13 protein-coding genes and 1 pseudogene are annotated in these 13,177 nt (G+C 73.6%); 1 reads left to right on the top strand and 13 read right to left on the bottom strand.

Annotated features, from left to right (window positions below):
* Positions 1–33 precede the first annotated feature (33 nt).
* From ACLQ2W_RS33580 to truB, 8 genes are all read right to left on the bottom strand, one after another.
* Positions 34–540, bottom strand: coding sequence for a GNAT family N-acetyltransferase (locus ACLQ2W_RS33580; protein WP_425791879.1), 507 nt, complete (start codon positions 538–540; stop codon positions 34–36).
* 195 nt (positions 541–735) lie between these two features.
* Positions 736–1,671, bottom strand: coding sequence for a helix-turn-helix domain-containing protein (locus tag ACLQ2W_RS33575; RefSeq protein ID WP_425791877.1), 936 nt, complete (start codon positions 1,669–1,671; stop codon positions 736–738).
* Positions 1,672–1,777: 106 nt separating this feature from the next.
* Entirely contained in the window at positions 1,778–2,551 is a 774-nt protein-coding gene (dapB, locus tag ACLQ2W_RS33570; protein ID WP_425791875.1) for a 4-hydroxy-tetrahydrodipicolinate reductase, read from the bottom strand.
* A 47-nt stretch (positions 2,552–2,598) separates the two neighbouring features.
* On the bottom strand, positions 2,599–3,933 hold the full coding sequence (locus ACLQ2W_RS33565; RefSeq protein WP_425791873.1) for a M16 family metallopeptidase: 1,335 nt from the start codon (positions 3,931–3,933) through the stop codon (positions 2,599–2,601).
* Positions 3,934–4,054: 121 nt separating this feature from the next.
* Positions 4,055–6,436, bottom strand: coding sequence for a polyribonucleotide nucleotidyltransferase (locus tag ACLQ2W_RS33560; RefSeq protein WP_425791871.1), 2,382 nt, complete (start codon positions 6,434–6,436; stop codon positions 4,055–4,057).
* A gap of 223 nt (positions 6,437–6,659) precedes the next feature.
* Entirely contained in the window at positions 6,660–6,929 is a 270-nt protein-coding gene (gene rpsO, locus ACLQ2W_RS33555) for a 30S ribosomal protein S15 (protein WP_013284678.1), read from the bottom strand.
* A gap of 185 nt (positions 6,930–7,114) precedes the next feature.
* A complete protein-coding gene (locus ACLQ2W_RS33550) occupies positions 7,115–8,041 on the bottom strand; it encodes a bifunctional riboflavin kinase/FAD synthetase (protein ID WP_405092921.1) in 927 nt (308 codons plus the stop codon).
* 30 nt (positions 8,042–8,071) lie between these two features.
* Positions 8,072–8,956 (bottom strand): tRNA pseudouridine(55) synthase TruB, encoded by an 885-nt coding sequence (truB, locus tag ACLQ2W_RS33545; RefSeq protein ID WP_425791869.1) that lies wholly within the window; start codon positions 8,954–8,956, stop codon positions 8,072–8,074.
* 107 nt (positions 8,957–9,063) lie between these two features.
* Between truB and ACLQ2W_RS33540 the strand changes: the two genes are divergently transcribed.
* Positions 9,064–10,059 carry a hypothetical protein gene (locus tag ACLQ2W_RS33540; protein ID WP_425791867.1) on the top strand — a complete coding sequence of 332 codons (996 nt, stop codon included), beginning with the start codon at positions 9,064–9,066 and terminating at the stop codon, positions 10,057–10,059.
* 36 nt (positions 10,060–10,095) lie between these two features.
* On the opposite strand, the gene ACLQ2W_RS33535 is transcribed toward ACLQ2W_RS33540, so the two are convergent.
* The 5 genes and pseudogenes from ACLQ2W_RS33535 to ACLQ2W_RS33515 form a co-directional block, all read right to left on the bottom strand.
* Positions 10,096–11,418 carry an MATE family efflux transporter gene (locus tag ACLQ2W_RS33535; protein ID WP_425791865.1) on the bottom strand — a complete coding sequence of 441 codons (1,323 nt, stop codon included), beginning with the start codon at positions 11,416–11,418 and terminating at the stop codon, positions 10,096–10,098.
* 42 nt (positions 11,419–11,460) lie between these two features.
* Positions 11,461–11,724, bottom strand: a complete 264-nt coding sequence (locus tag ACLQ2W_RS33530; RefSeq protein ID WP_425791863.1) for a hypothetical protein — start codon at positions 11,722–11,724, stop codon at positions 11,461–11,463.
* Positions 11,725–12,250: 526 nt separating this feature from the next.
* Positions 12,251–12,460, bottom strand: coding sequence for a DUF6186 family protein (locus ACLQ2W_RS33525; RefSeq protein WP_405094165.1), 210 nt, complete (start codon positions 12,458–12,460; stop codon positions 12,251–12,253).
* Entirely contained in the window at positions 12,460–12,867 is a 408-nt protein-coding gene (locus ACLQ2W_RS33520) for a hypothetical protein (RefSeq protein WP_107156085.1), read from the bottom strand. The genes ACLQ2W_RS33525 and ACLQ2W_RS33520 overlap by 1 nt, the downstream gene beginning before the upstream one ends.
* A 112-nt stretch (positions 12,868–12,979) precedes the next feature.
* A pseudogene (locus ACLQ2W_RS33515) lies at positions 12,980–13,177 on the bottom strand (hypothetical protein); the annotation flags it as partial.

Genomic DNA, 13,177 nt, shown 5'->3' with positions numbered 1-13,177 from the left:
CAGACGAAGAGTCACACCCACTGCTGCCAGCTATCAGCTCACCACCGCTGAACCGACCCCGCCATGCTCACAGTCAGGCGAGGGGAGTTCGGCTACCAGTTCGTCGTCCTCCAGTGCGCCCGTGGGGCGGAAGCCGAGTGAGGTGTAGAGGGCGGCGGCCGCGGTGTTGTCCGGGTGGTAGCTGAGTCGGATCGGCTGGCCCGCCTCGGCCAGCCAACCGGCCAGCGTGCGTACCGTGGCGCGGCCCAGCCCTCGGCCCTGCTCGGCGGCGTCGACGACCATGCCGCCGATCCAGCGGGAGCCGTCGTCGTCCACGCCCCACATCACGTGCCCCACCACGGTGTCGTCGGCGTACACGGCGAGCGAGTTCCAGACGTCCGAGTGCGTGGAGAGCAGCAGGTAGCGGGCGGCCAGCGCGGCGACGAAGGCGCGCTGGTCGTCGCGCGGGGCCACGTCGGCCACCGGCCGCCAGTTGTCGTCGTCCACCGGCCGCAGGGTCACCCGGCGGCCGAGGTGGTCACGCTCTCCAGAGTCGATCATGGTGGCCAGCCTAGGCTCGGCTGCGCCCACCGACCATCGATTTCGCCGAGGTCACGGCGGCCCGGTCGGGTCCGCCGGCACCCCACCGCCCGGGCCGCCGCGAGTCGGAAGCCGGAAGCGCGAGGCGGAGCCGCGAGGCGATAAGAGGGGCCCCCTGTTATGCAGAATGCGTTAACAGGGGGCCCCTCCTTCACGTCAGTCGGTGGTGGCGCGGGCGACGCGGTCGAGGTACGGGCGCGGGTCGCCGGCGCCCAGGTCGGTGACCCCGGCGCTGCGCAGGGCACCGATCGCCATGGTCCGACGCACGGCGGCGAAGGTGATCACGTGACCGATGGTGCCGCCGAGCGTGTGGGTGGTCGGGGGTGTGCAGGTGGTGTCGACGAACGTGTCCGCCAGGGTGCCGTCGGCGAGCGTCCGGGCGACGAAGGTCTGCCAGTCGCGGCCGGCGACCGCGTGCCGGGCGGCCAGGCCGGTCATCGACCGGTCGCTCTCGTCGGGCCACTCCCCGCCGCGCAGCGCCGAGAGCCAGTGCTCCTCCTGCGTGACCATGGCGTTGACCAGCGAGCGGAGCGTCGGCTGCTCGTCGATGGTCGCCACGGACACGGTGACGGGCCGGTCGAGGACCTGGTCGTCGAGACCGGCGGCGCGGTCGATGATCGCGGTGAGCGTCTGGACGTGGTGGTCGACCAGGGACTGGAGCACGTTCATCGGGGTCTCCTGACGTGCGGCCGGCAGCCGCAGGCCACCGGGCGGTTGGAAGTGGACGCCGCTGGGACAGGGCAGCTCCAGCTCGCGGAAGGTCAGCGGACGACGTCGCCGGACCGCGGTCGGGGCGAAGCCGTACGACCGACGGAAGGCACGGGTGAACGCCTCGTGCGAGCCGTACCCGGCCTCGACCGCGATGTCGAGGACGGTCCGGTCGCTGGTGACGAGCCGATGGGCCGCCCGTTCCAGGAGCAGTCGCCGGCGCAGCACGCCGGGCGGTTCGCCGGTGGCCGCGGCGACCAGCCGGTCGAAGTGGAACCGGGACAGGTGGGCCCGTGCGGCCAGGTCGACCGGGGCGACCTCCGGGTCGTCGAGCGCGGCCTGGAGCACGTCGAGGAGGCTGGTGAGTCCGTCCGTCGAGGTCATGTGCCCAGCCTGCACCCGCCGACGACCGCGCCGCTTGATCGCCGTTGCGCAGCCGCACACCAACACGCCGGCACATCAGCACGCCGGCCGGGTGGTGCGGCGGGAATCAGTCGAGCAGGGCGTCCAGGCCGACGGTCAGGCCCGGCCGGCGACCCACCTCGCGGACCGCCAGCAGCACGCCGGGCATGAACGAGGCCCGGTCGTACGAGTCGTGCCGGATGGTCAGCGTCTCACCGGTGGTGCCGAACAGCACCTCCTGGTGGGCGACCAGGCCGGTGGCGCGCACCGCGTGCACGCGTACCCCGTCGATGTCGGCGCCCCGGGCGCCGGCCACCTCGTCGCGGGTGGCGTCCGGCGCGGGACCGAGACCGGCCTCGGCGCGGGCCGCCGCGATCAGCCGCGCGGTGTGGGTGGCGGTGCCGCTCGGCGCGTCCAGCTTGCGCGGGTGGTGCTGCTCGACGATCTCGACCGACTCGAAGTGCCGGGCGGCGCGCGCCGCGAACTGCATCATCAGCACCGCGCCGATGCCGAAGTTGGGCGCGATCACCACGCCCACCGAGGGCCGGTCGGCCAGCCACTCCCGCACCTGGGCGAGCCGCTGCTCGGTGAAGCCGGTGGTGCCGACCACCGCGTGGACGCCGCGCTCGACGCACCAGCGCAGGTTGTCCATGACGGCGTCGGGGGTGGTGAAGTCGACGACGACGCCGGCCCCGGCGTCGGCCACCGCGGCGAGGTCGTCGCCCTGGTCGACGGCGGCCACCAGCTCCAGGTCGGCGGCGGCGTCGACCGCCTTGCAGACCTCCAGGCCCATCCGGCCCCGGGCACCCAGCACACCGACCCGCGCCGCCTCGGCCGGGCCCTTCTCCCGCACGTCAGTCACGGGGCACAACCTATCCCAATCGGGACGCGCCCCACCCGCCGGACCGGTCAGCGGTCGGCCGGGAACGCGCCCTCGTCGAACGGGCCGACCACGGCCAGCGACATCGGCCGGCCGAGCAGCTCGGCGGCGAGGTCGTTCACGTCCGCCAGCGTCACCGCGTCCACCCGGGCCAGCAGCTCGTCCACCGGCATCAGGTTGCCGTAGAGCAGCTCGCCCTTGGCCAGCCGGCTCATCCGGGAGCCGGTGTCCTCCAGCCCGAGCACGAACGAGCCCTTGCTCATCCCCTTGCCCCGGACCAGCTCGGCCTCGGTGACCCCCTCGGCGGCCACCCGGGCCAGCTCGGCGCGGGTCAGCGCCAGCACCTCGTCCACCTTGCCGGGCGCGCAGCCGGCGTAGACGGCGAACACGCCGCTGTCGGCGTACTGGCTGGCGTAGGAGTAGACCGAGTACGCGAGGCCGCGCTGCTCGCGGATCTCCTGGAACAGCCGGCTGGACATGCCACCGCCGAGCACGTTGTTGAGCACGCCCAGGGCGAAGCGCCGCTCGTCGGTGCGGTCGATGGCGGGGCAGCCGAGCAGCACGTGCGCCTGCTCGGTCTCCTTCGGCTCGACAAGTGTGGTGGCCGGCTTCGTGCGTACCGCCGGGGTGGTCGCGCGGTGCGGCGCCGGCGCGGCCGGGTCGGTGTCCAGCGGGGTGCCCCGCAGCGCCTGCCGGACCAGCTTGACCACGGCGGCGTGGTCGAGGTTGCCGGCGGCGGCGATGACGATCTGCGGCGCGGTGTACCGGCTGCGGTAGAAGTTCTGGATCTGCCGCCGGGTCATCGGCGTGACCGTCTCCTCGGTGCCGGAGATGAGCCGGCCGAGCGGGTGGTCGCCGTAGACGGCGCGGGCGAACAGGTCGTGCACCTCGTCGCCGGGCTCGTCGTCGTGCATGGCGATCTCTTCGAGGATGACGCCGCGTTCGGTCTCCACGTCGGCGGCGGCCAGCACCGAGTCGGCGACCGCGTCGCACATGACGTCGATGGCCAGCGGCAGGTCCTCGTCCAGCACCCGCGCGTAGTAGCAGGTGTATTCCTTCGTGGTGAACGCGTTGGTCTCGCCGCCCACCGCCTCGATCTCGGACGAGATCTCCAACGCGCTGCGCTTCTTGGTGCCCTTGAAGAGCAGGTGTTCCAGGAAGTGCGCGGCGCCGGCCTGCGACCCGGTCTCGTCCCGGGAGCCCACCGCCACCCAGATGCCGAACGAGACGCTGCGCATCGCCGGGATCGCCTCGGTGAGCACCCGCAGTCCGCTGGGGAGCACGGTGCGCCGGACGGTGCCGCCGAGCGGGTCGTCGCTGAGGGTGCGGGTGACCGCCCGTGCCGCCGGGGTGGACGAACTCACGACAGACCTGCTCTCCGTGCCACGAGGGGTGGGGGGACGAACGACGGCTCCAGCCCGCCGTGCGACCTGGAGCCGTGGGCTGGCCCGGGTGACGCGTACGTCACCCGGGCCGGTCGGTCGATCAGCTGTGCCGGGTACGGCGACGCGGCCGGTCGCCGCCCTCGCCGCCACCCTCCGAGCGACGCTCGCCGCCCTCGCGGTCACCGCCACGGTCGCCACGGTCGCCGCCCCGGTCGCCCCGGTCGCGCGGGCCACGGTCGCCACCGCGGTCCCGGCCGGCCGGACGGTCGCCACCGGCAGCCTGACCGGCGGCCGGCGCCTCGGCGCCCTCCGGACGGATCTTGTCCAGGTAGATCTTGCCGCGGGCGTCGATGTCGGCGATCTCGACCTCGACCTTGTCGCCGACGTTGAGGAAGTCCTCCACCTTGTCGACGCGCTTGCCGTCGCCCACCTTGGAGATGTGCAGCAGGCCGTCGCGGCCCGGCAGGAGCGAGATGAACGCGCCGAACGCGGCCGTCTTCACCACGGTGCCGAGGAACCGCTCCCCCACCTTCGGCAGGGTCGGGTTGGCGATGCCGTTGATCCGGTCCACCGCGGCCTGGGCCGACGGGCCGTTGGTCGCGCCGACGTAGATCGTGCCGTCGTCCTCGATGGAGATCTCGGCGCCGGTCTCGTCCTGGATCGCGTTGATGGTCTGGCCCTTCGGGCCGATCACCATGCCGATCTTGTCGACCGGGATCTTGACGGTGGTGACCCGCGGCGCGTAGTCGGACATCTCGGCCGGCGTCTCGATGGCCCGCTGCATCACGTCGAGGATGGTCTGCCGGGCCTCGTGCGCCTGCTGGAGCGCGGCGGCCAGCACGTCCGACGGGATGCCGTCGAGCTTGGTGTCGAGCTGGAGCGCGGTGACGAAGTGACGCGTGCCGGCGACCTTGAAGTCCATGTCGCCGAACGCGTCCTCGGCGCCGAGGATGTCGGTCAGCGTCACGTACTGGGTCTTGCCGTCGACCTCGTCGGAGATGAGGCCCATGGCGATGCCGGCGACCGGGGCCTTCAGCGGCACACCGGCCGAGAGCAGGCCCAGCGTCGAGGCGCAGACCGAACCCATCGAGGTGGAGCCGTTGGAGCCGAGCGCCTCGGAGACCTGCCGGATGGCGTACGGGAACTCCTCGCGCGACGGCAGCACCGGGATCAGCGCCCGCTCGGCCAGCGCGCCGTGGCCGATCTCGCGCCGCTTCGGCGAGCCGACCCGGCCGGTCTCCCCGGTGGAGTACGGCGGGAAGTTGTAGTTGTGCATGTAGCGCTTGCGGTTCTCCGGGGACAGCGTGTCCACCATCTGCTCCATGCGCAGCATGTTCAGCGTGGTGACGCCCAGGATCTGGGTCTCACCGCGCTCGAACAGCGCCGAGCCGTGCACCCGCGGCAGCACGCCGACCTCGGCGCTCAGCGGACGGATGTCGCGCGGGCCGCGGCCGTCGATGCGGACCTGCTCGCGCAGCACCCGGTTGCGGACCTCGGACTTGGTCAGCGAGCGGAACGCGGCGGACAGCTCCTTCTCGCGGCCCTCGAAGCGGCCGGACAGCTCCTCGGCGACCTTGGCCTTGATGCGGTCCAGGGCCTCCTCGCGGTCGGCCTTGCCGGCGATCTTGAGCGCTTCGGTGACGTCGGCGCGGGCCACGTCGGCCACCGCGTCGTAGACGTCGTCCTGGTAGTCCAGGAACACCGGGAACTCGCTGACCGGCTTGGCGGCCACCTCGGCCAGCTCGCTCTGCGCCCGGCACAGCTCACGGATGGCCGGCTTGGCGGCCTCCAGGCCGCTGGCCACGATCTCCTCGGTCGGCGCGGTGGCGCCGTCCGAGATCAGGGCCACCGCGTTCGGGGTGGCCTCGGCCTCGACCATCATGATCGCGACCTCGCCGTCGGCCAGGGTGCGACCGGCCACGACCATGTCGAAGGTGGCCCGGGCCAGCTCCTCCAGGGTCGGGAAGGCGACCCACTGGCCGTCCACGTGCGCGACCCGGGTCGCCCCGATCGGGCCGGAGAACGGCAGGCCGGAGAGCTTGGTCGACATCGAGGCGGCGTTGATGGCCACCACGTCGTACGGGTGCTGCGGGTCGAGCGCCAGCACGGTCTCGACGACCTGGACCTCGTTGCGCAGGCCCTTGACGAACGACGGGCGCAGCGGCCGGTCGATCAGCCGGCAGGTGAGGATGGCGTCCTCGCTGGGCCGGCCCTCGCGGCGGAAGAACGAGCCGGGGATCCGGCCCGCGGCGTACATCCGCTCCTCGACGTCGACGGTCAGCGGGAAGAAGTCGAACGACTCACGCGGCTGCTTGCCGGCGGTGGTGGCGGAGAGGACGACCGTCTCGCCGAGCTGGGCGACGACGGAGCCGGCGGCCTGCCGGGCCAGCCGGCCGGTGGAGAAGGTGATCTCACGGGTGCCGAAGGACCCGTTGTCGATCACGGCGGTGCGGGATTCGGTGCCGAGGTTGGTCTCGGTCATGTGCTGTGGTGCTCCTTCGCGTCGTCGGCCGACGACACGGGAACTGCTCAGGCGGCCGGTCTTCGATCGAAGCGCCCGGGTGGGCCGGCATGATGCCGGGATTCCCGGGGGCCACTACCGGAGACCGGTGCTGACCGGCTCCCTCTCGGGTCGTCGCGCGGCCGGGGTTCTTTCTGGTGGTACCGGAACGGGGGAGCGGCCGAGCGGCCACTCCCCCGTCAGGTCATCGGCGCAGGCCGAGCCGCTCGATGAGCGACCGGTAGCGGTTGATGTCCTTCTTCTGGACGTAGTTGAGCAGCCGACGGCGCCGGCCGACCAGCAGCAGCAGCCCACGGCGGCTGTGGTGGTCGTGCTTGTGCACCTTCAGGTGCTCGGTCAGCTCCGCGATCCGCTTGGTCAGGACCGCGACCTGCACCTCCGGCGAACCGGTGTCGCCCTCGGCGGTCGCGTACTCCTGGCGGATCTTGGCCTTGGCTTCCTGGTCGAGCGCCATGTTCTCCCTGTTTCGTGGGTGGTTCGATGAGGTCTGTCGGAGCGGTCGTGGCGACCGGTGCGACGGACCGGATTCCTCGCGCCCGCGGCGTCGTGCAGGCACGCGAGGCTCCCGTCGGTCAGCCGACGTCTCCGTCAGCCTACCAGCCCCGGACCGGCCCGGCCGGTCAAGGTCTCCCCTGCGGGTCAGGACACCGCCCGTCGGGTGCGCTCCACGTCCTCGGCGATCTGGGCGACCAGCGGCTCGATCGCGTCGTACGTCCGTTGCTCGCGCAGGTGCGCCACGAAGTCCAGCGCCAGCCGCTCACCGTACAGGTCACCGGAGAAGTCCAGCGCGTACGCCTCCACCCGGCGCTCCCGGCCGGAGAACGTCGGGTTCGTGCCGATCGACACCGCCGCCACGAGCGGGTCGCCGCCGCGACGCACCAGCCGGGCCGCGTACACCCCGTCGGCGGGCACCGCCGCGTACCGGTGGGTCAGCAGGTTGGCGGTGGGGTAACCCAGCTCACGTCCGCGCTGGTCGCCGCGGACCACCACGCCCTCGACCCGGTGCGGGCGGCCCAGCGCCGCCGCCGCCGCGCGCACGTCACCGGCGTCGACGCAGGAGCGGATGTACGTGGACGAGAAGACGGTGCCCGCCTCGGCGACCAGCGGGGCGCCCTCCACGCCGAAGCCGAACGTGCGGCCCAGCCGCTCCAGCAGCGCCACGTCGCCGGCCGCCCGGTGCCCGAACCGGAAGTTGTCGCCGACCACGACCAGCGCGGCGTGCAGGTGCTCGGTGAGGATGTCGTGCACGAACGCCTCGGCCGGCAGCCGGGAGAACTCGGCGGTGAACGGCACCACGCAGAGCACGTCCACGCCGAGCGCCTCGATCAGCTCCGCCTTGCGGGCCTGCTCGGTGAGCACCGCCGGGTGCGACCCGGGGCGGACCACCTCGGCCGGGTGCGGGTCGAACGTCACCACCACCGACTTGACGCCCAGTTCCCGGGCGCGCGCCACGGCGTGCCCGATGGTGGCCTGGTGCCCCTGGTGCACCCCGTCGAAGACGCCGATGGTGACCACCGAACGCCCCCAGCCGCCGGGCGCCGCCTCGTACCCCCGCCACCGCTGCATGCCGTTCCTCCCCTGTCCGCCCGCGCGCCGTCAGGCCGGGGCCAGCACGATCTCCGCGCGGGCCCGCCCGTCCCGTTCGCTGACGATAGCGATCAGCCCGCCCGCCGGATCGAAGACCGCGTACGGACCGGCGATCCCGGCCGGGGCCAGCGGCCCGCCGTGGGACAGCGTGCGGGCCTCCTCGGCGGTGGCGTCCCGGCGCGGGAAGAACCGCGCGGCGGCGGCGTCCAGCGGCAGGTTCACCACCTCCGGCGCGCGCTGTTCGAGCTGCGCCAGGGTGGCCGCCTCGGCCAGCGCGAAGCCGCCGACCGCGGTCCGACGCAGCGCGGTGAGGTGGCCGCCGACCCCGAGCGCCAGGCCCGCGTCCCGGGCGACGGCGCGGATGTACGTCCCGGACGAGCAGGTCACGTCCACGTCCACGTCCACCACGTCCGGGGTGTTCCGGCGGATGGCCAGCACGTCGAGGCGGGAGACGGTGACCCGGCGGGCGGGCAGTTCCACGCTCTCCCCGTCGCGGACCCGCTTGTACGCCCGCTCTCCATTGATCTTGATGGCGCTCACCGCGCTCGGCACCTGGTCGATCTCGCCGGTCAGCGCCGCCAGCGCGGCCCGGACCGCGTCGTCGGTCACCCCCGACGTGGCGGTGGTGGCGATCACGTCCCCCTCGGCGTCGTCGGTGACCGTGGCCTGGCCGAGCCGGATCGTCGCGGCGTAGCTCTTGCCCGCGCCGATCACGTAGGTGAGCAGCCGGGTCGCCCGCCCCACCCCGATCACGAGCACACCGGTGGCCATCGGGTCCAGCGTGCCGCCGTGCCCGACCCGGCGGGTCCGGGCCAGCCGCCGGATGCGGGCCACCACGTCGTGCGACGTCATGCCGCCGGGCTTGTCGACCACGATCAGACCGTCTGCGCTCACGACCGCCAAGCCTGCCAGACGGCGGCGACCGACCCCGCGGGGGATACCGCCGGGGTCGACGAGGTGCCAAGATCATGCGCCCTCGTCCCGCCGCCCCCGGAAGTCCGATGACCGATCACCGCGCCGCCCCCGAGCCCGACCCCGCCGACCCGCTGTCCGCGGACGCCCTGGGGCGGGTTCCCGAGTGGCTCCGCCAGGCCGCTCCGGAAGCCGAGCCCACCCGCCTCGAACGCTGGCGCATCGGCCTGGCCCGGCACTCGGGCAAGCTGCTCGGCGGTGCGGTCGCGGTGCTGCTGCTGGCCTGCGCCGGGGTGGTCACCACGGTCGGCTACCAGGGTTACCGACGCTGGCAGGCGGCCCCGGTGGCCTACCCGACGGTCAGCCCGCCCAGCGGCGAGCAGGCCGTCACCTCGGCGTCGCCGCCACCGGCCACCGGGCCGTTCGACGGCACCCCGGCCGCCGCGTTCCCGCAGGGCGCGGCCGGGATCGCGCTGCCCCGGGCCAAGCGGACCGGCCCGTTCACCGAGAAGCAGGTGGCGGACACGCTGGCCAAGGTGCGCAAGGCGCTGGTGACCGCGCGACTGGACCGCGCGTTCTTCACCGCGAAAAACCCGGAGCGGCTGGTCCGCCAGTTCGCGCCGGACGCCCGGGCCGACCTGCGCGGCGACGTCCCCTCAGGCGAGGTGGGCAGCTACGCCACCCGGCTGGCCCCCGGCGCCCGGCTCACCGCCGACCAGCCCCGGGTCAAGGGCCGGATCAGCTACCGGGCCACCAAGGATCCGCGCGGCATCCGGATCCTGGCGGTCACCACGAACTTCGTCTGGGCGTACGCGTTCCCGACCGCGAGCACCGAGCCGGGCGACGGTGTCGTGGTGGTGCACGACACCGTGGTGTGGAGCGTGCCCCACCCGGACGACGTGCGCCGCGGCTCGCTCGGACTCTGGATCGAGAAGTCCGACTCGTACGCCTCCAACATCGACTGCGCGGCCTGGGACAAGGGCCTGCTCGCGCTCGGCAAGCCCTCGTTCGGCGGGCCCGTCGACCCGGATCCGGACGCGGTCTTCGACCCGGACAAGACCCTCGACCTCCCGGACACCTGCTGACGTCGGTCCGGCCGGCGCCCGCCTGCCGTGCGGCGGTCAGCGGACCGCGCCGACCACCGCCCAGGCGCCGGAACGCAGTCGCAGCAGCAGCGCGATCAGCCGGAGCACCACGAACAGCGTCAGGCCGGCCCAGATCCCGCCCAGCCCGAGGTCGAGGCCGTAGGCCAGCCAGATCGCCGGCAGGAACCCGCCCAGCGCGGCCACGATGGTGAGGTTGCGCAGGTAGCGCACGTCGCCGGCGCCGATCAGCACCCCGTCGAGCGCGAACACCACACCACCGATCGGCTGGAGCGCGACCAGCCACGGCCAAGCCACCATGGCCTGCTCGCGTACCTGCGGATCGGAGCTGAACAACGACGGCACGGCGCCGGCGCCGGCGGCGATGAGCACCGCGAACGCCACGCCGCACACGCCGCCGAGCAGGGCGACGCGGCGGGCGAGGAACCGCGCGCCGGCCGCGTCGCCGGCACCGAGCGCGGCGCCGATCAGGGCCTGCGCGGCGATCGCGAGGGCGTCCAGCACCAGCGCGGTGAAGAACCACAGTTGTACGGCGATCTGGTGCGCGCCGACCGCCGCGGCGCCGAAGCGGGCCGCGACCGCGGTCGCGGACAGGAAGCTCGCCTGGAACGCGACGCCCCGGACCAGCAGGTCGCGGCTGAGCACCAACTGCTGCCCGATGGTGCGGGGCCGGGGCCGCAGGGAGACCCGCTCGCGGACCAGCGCCGCCGCGAAGAGCGCGCCGGAGAGCGTCTGCGCCACCGCGTTCGCCACCGCGGAGCCGACCAGGCCGAGCCCGGCCGGGTAGACCAGCAGCGGGCAGAGCAGCGCGGAGAGCAGGTTGGGGGCGAGCACGAACAGCAGCGGCCGGCGGGTGTCCTGGATGCCGCGCAGCCAGCCGTTGCCGGCGGCGGCGAGCAGCAGGCCGGGTGCGCCGAGCGCCGCGACCCGCAGCCAGCCGGCGGCGGCGTCGGCCACCTCGCCGGGACCGCCCACGAGGGTACGCGCCAGCGCGCCCCCGCCGATGCCGATGGCGACCGCCACCAGCACGCCGGCGGTCAGCGCGAGCCAGGACGCCTGGACGCCCTCGGCCACCGCGGCGGCCCGGTCCCCCGCACCGAACCGGCGGGCCGACCGCCCCGTGGTGCCGTACGCGACGACGGTGCCGATCCAGGCGGTCAGCGTCATGACCGTGCCGCCGACGGCGAGCGCGGCGAGCGGCACCCGCCCGAGATGGCCGACCACCGCGGTGTCGACGAGCACGTAGAGCGGCTCGGCGGCCAGCACCACCAGCGCGGGCAGGGCGAGGGCGGCGATCCGCCGGGGCGTGGCGGCGGAGGCGGGGGCGGCGGTCGTGCTCATCGCCGCCGATCCTGGCACGCGGCCGGTAAGGCACGCAACCCGCTAGGACCGCTTACCTATCCCGGCCAGGAAGCGGGCCACGTGCCGCCGGCCGCGCAGCCGACGCACCGGCAGGTCCGGGGCGTACGCGGCGACGGCCGCCAACACGCGGGGGCGGGAACGGCGCGGATAGCGCCAGACGTAGCGCAGGAGGTCGAGATCGACGCGCTCCGGGCAGCCCTGGGGAAGATCGGGTCGGCGCTCGGCGCGGTGGCCCAGCGGCGAGCGCGGCCACCTCGGCGCGGAACTGGTCGCCGGTCGGGGCACCGGGTCAGGCGACCGGTGCGGCGGTGACGCTGGCGATGGGGCCGGTCACGGTGTCACGGGGCCCCAGCCGGCCGGCGTCACCGCCGGGCGGCCTGCGTCACTGACGGGTGTCCATCGAGGTCTGCAACGCGCGACGCATCTGCTCGCGCGCCTCGTCGTTGGTGGTCTCGGTCTGCGGCTTGCGCTTGCTCGGCATGGCATGTCCTTCCAGGGTGCGGACCACCGAGGCACGGCGGCCCTGCGGGCGTCCGACGCCCCGTCGTCGACGACGCGACGACCGTCGCGCCGCGACCGGAGTCGTCGGCCTGCTGCGCGCCGGGCAGCGGTCCGGGATCACCGGAGCGGCTCGCCTGGCAGCGTGAGCCCGGGTCGGTCTGACCCTGGAGGGAGGCAGCGCCGGGTGCGGCACCACCCCCCGTGACCAGCGCCGCGAAGCGCCGGTCCCGCACCCAAATTAACGTTCACTTTCCAGATAGTGCCCACTGTTCCCGCGATGCGGACAGGCAACCCCGTTTCCGGCGGCGTCTCAGCGGGCGAGAAAGTGCCAGCCCAGCCACCACCAGAAGCCGAACAGACCGATCCGGCCCACCGGCACCGGGCCGACCTCGTACCGCATGACGAAGGCGCAGACGTCCGCCAGGGACGGGACTCGCGAGCCCTCCCGGCGGGCGGCCCACTCGACGACCGCGAACAGCAGCAGGGCGGCCAGGAAGCCGCCGATGGCCAGCGCGCGCATCATCGGCGGACCAGTCCCCAGAACGCGGCCAGCCAGGCGAACCAGGCCCCCGAGCGGGCCAGATGGTCCTCGAGCAGCGGATCGGCCAGCCGGGAGAAGGTGGGGAAGTCGTCGCCCACGGACAGCACGAACGTCGCCCCCTCGAAGACCCCGAAGACGGTGACCGGCAGCAGCCACCACAGCGCGGCCGACGGCAGCCGGCGCGGCGCCGGGCGTCGGGGCACCCGGTTGCTCAGACCGACCCAGATCAACCCCCCGCCGGTGCCGAGAATGTAGAGGTTCGCCACCGTCGAGAACGACGGCAGTTGGCCACCGACCAGGGAGAGGCAGATCAACACCGGTACGGAGACGACCGGCCGGTCCCAGACCCGGGGCGCCTCGACGGTGAGCTCACGGGGGTGATCCATCATCCGATTGTCCCCAGCGTGACGTAGTGCGGGAAGACCGGCACGCCTCGTGTCTGCGGGGAAACGCCGAAGGCCGGCACCCTCGGCGGGGTGCCGGCCTTCGCGCGCTGTCTCAGCTGTTCCAGTGCTTGTTGACCAGGTCGGTGGCCTGCTTCTCCCACTGCGCGTACGCATCCGGGTAGGCCGACACCTGCACGGTCTGGGCGGCCTTGGTCACCGGCATGTCCTGCCAGCCGTCGACCTGCTTCAACCCCTTCAGGAACGCCAGGGTCGAGTACTCGGGATCGGTGATCTGCTCCGGGGTGCCCCA

This window comes from Micromonospora sp. DT227 (assembly GCF_049841835.1).
GTDB lineage: Bacteria > Actinomycetota > Actinomycetes > Mycobacteriales > Micromonosporaceae > Micromonospora.
Note: the sequence above shows the minus strand (reverse complement) of the source record. Positions and strands in the feature narration are given on the sequence as shown.